The sequence below is a fragment of the Pseudomonas graminis genome, assembly GCF_900111735.1.
GTDB classification, from domain to species: domain Bacteria; phylum Pseudomonadota; class Gammaproteobacteria; order Pseudomonadales; family Pseudomonadaceae; genus Aquipseudomonas; species Aquipseudomonas graminis.
Genome location: NZ_FOHW01000090.1, coordinates 1 through 1,423, shown reverse-complemented (window position 1 = coordinate 1,423; position 1,423 = coordinate 1). Strand labels below are relative to the sequence as shown.

Genomic DNA, 1,423 nt, shown 5'->3' with positions numbered 1-1,423 from the left:
TGGATAAAAGGGGACGGACCCCTTTTTACCCAGATAAGCGGACGTTTCAAATTTGATGGTGGGCCAGTCAATGAAACGGTGTATAGAGCGGATAACCAAGGGAACATTACCAGCTATGCTGTGTATGATTCGGCGGGAATGATTGTTAAGAGAGTTGAGGTTACTGGAGCCGCGCATGCGAATGTGCAAACACCGCATGTAATTGAGTACGGTAGAAATAAATTGCCGGACGGGACTATTAGAGTTCAATCGCCCTCGACAAAATTAGCACCAAGGCCGGCTAAATCTGACGAGATTCCATAATGAAAGTTAACACAATTCATCCCATGATCGGCTTGGTTCGTTATGACTCTTGGAAGTCCGAGTGGGCGAAAAAAGACGAGATTGATGAACTTTGCTATATAAGTAATAAGTGCAGCCCTGAGGATGTATTGCTACCGTGCAAGCTTTTTTTCCTGATTTTATTGTTGATGGAGGTGGAGTTTTTTTAGAAAGTAAATATGATGGCGGTGTTGTTGAATCTTGGCTAGAACAATTCGACGGCGATCTGCAAGCGACTGAACGAATGATTAACCACATGCATATTTATGATGTCTTCGAAGGATGTTCTGAGGGCGTCGATAATAGGGTGTTCGAGCAGTTGGCAGAGGTTATTGCATTATCGTGGCGGTTGGTTTTAAGAGAGAAATTTGCTGATAAGGAATTTAGTGTGCTGGTTTCTAACTCGGATCAGGACTATGGTCCGGTGGTTACATTTTTTCAGATAATTTAATAGTGCAAAAGTAACAGGTGGTGCAGTAGAGCTAACGTTTTGGTAAGGGGGACGTACCCCTTATATCAATTTGATGTTCCAGCTAACGGCTTGCTGCAAGGTGGGAAAGTTGTCTGGTTTAAAATGATTGGCCCTGATGCAGGTAAGTCTCAACAGTTCTTGCTTGATAAACAGAAAGTTAAAGGGGGCAGTTAAAGGGGACGGACTCCTTTAACTCTTAAACCTCTCCACACTTGGCAATTCCGGCAACGGCGGGTTCTCGTTTCCGAGCCACCAGGCCGGCGCTAGCGGCATTGCCGCCGTCGAACAGGTCGCAAGCGTCACGGGTGTTGGGGGCGTAGCAGGTGTCCGCGGTATAACCGGTGTCACCGGCGCAGCAGGCGTTACTGGCGTCTCCGGAATTCCGGGCGCAACAGGCGTTACCCTCAATCCCGGGACCAGCGGCATCAGTGGCGCAAGCCCCACCGGTAGCAGCCCAGGTCAGTTGGCGGGCGCGCAGACCGTCGCCCGAGTGCAGGGCCTGCCCTCCACCGCAGCCACGGCCCGCACCGGCAAGTACCTGATCGAAACCAACCCGGTGCTCACCGACCTCAAGCAATTCATGAGCTCCGATTACCTGCTCGCGGGCCTCGGCTACAACCCCGACGAAAG

2 protein-coding genes are annotated in these 1,423 nt (G+C 50.2%); both read left to right on the top strand.

Going from position 1 to position 1,423, the window contains the following annotated elements; translation table 11 throughout:
- Nucleotides 1-303 (top strand): polymorphic toxin type 24 domain-containing protein (locus BMY98_RS26550; protein ID WP_217648340.1); only part of this gene is annotated, 303 nt, incomplete at its 5' end.
- Between the two features lie 136 nt (nt 304-439).
- Nucleotides 440-772, top strand: a complete 333-nt coding sequence (locus BMY98_RS27190; protein ID WP_139214602.1) for a hypothetical protein — start codon at nt 440-442, stop codon at nt 770-772.
- Nucleotides 773-1,423 lie beyond the last annotated feature (651 nt).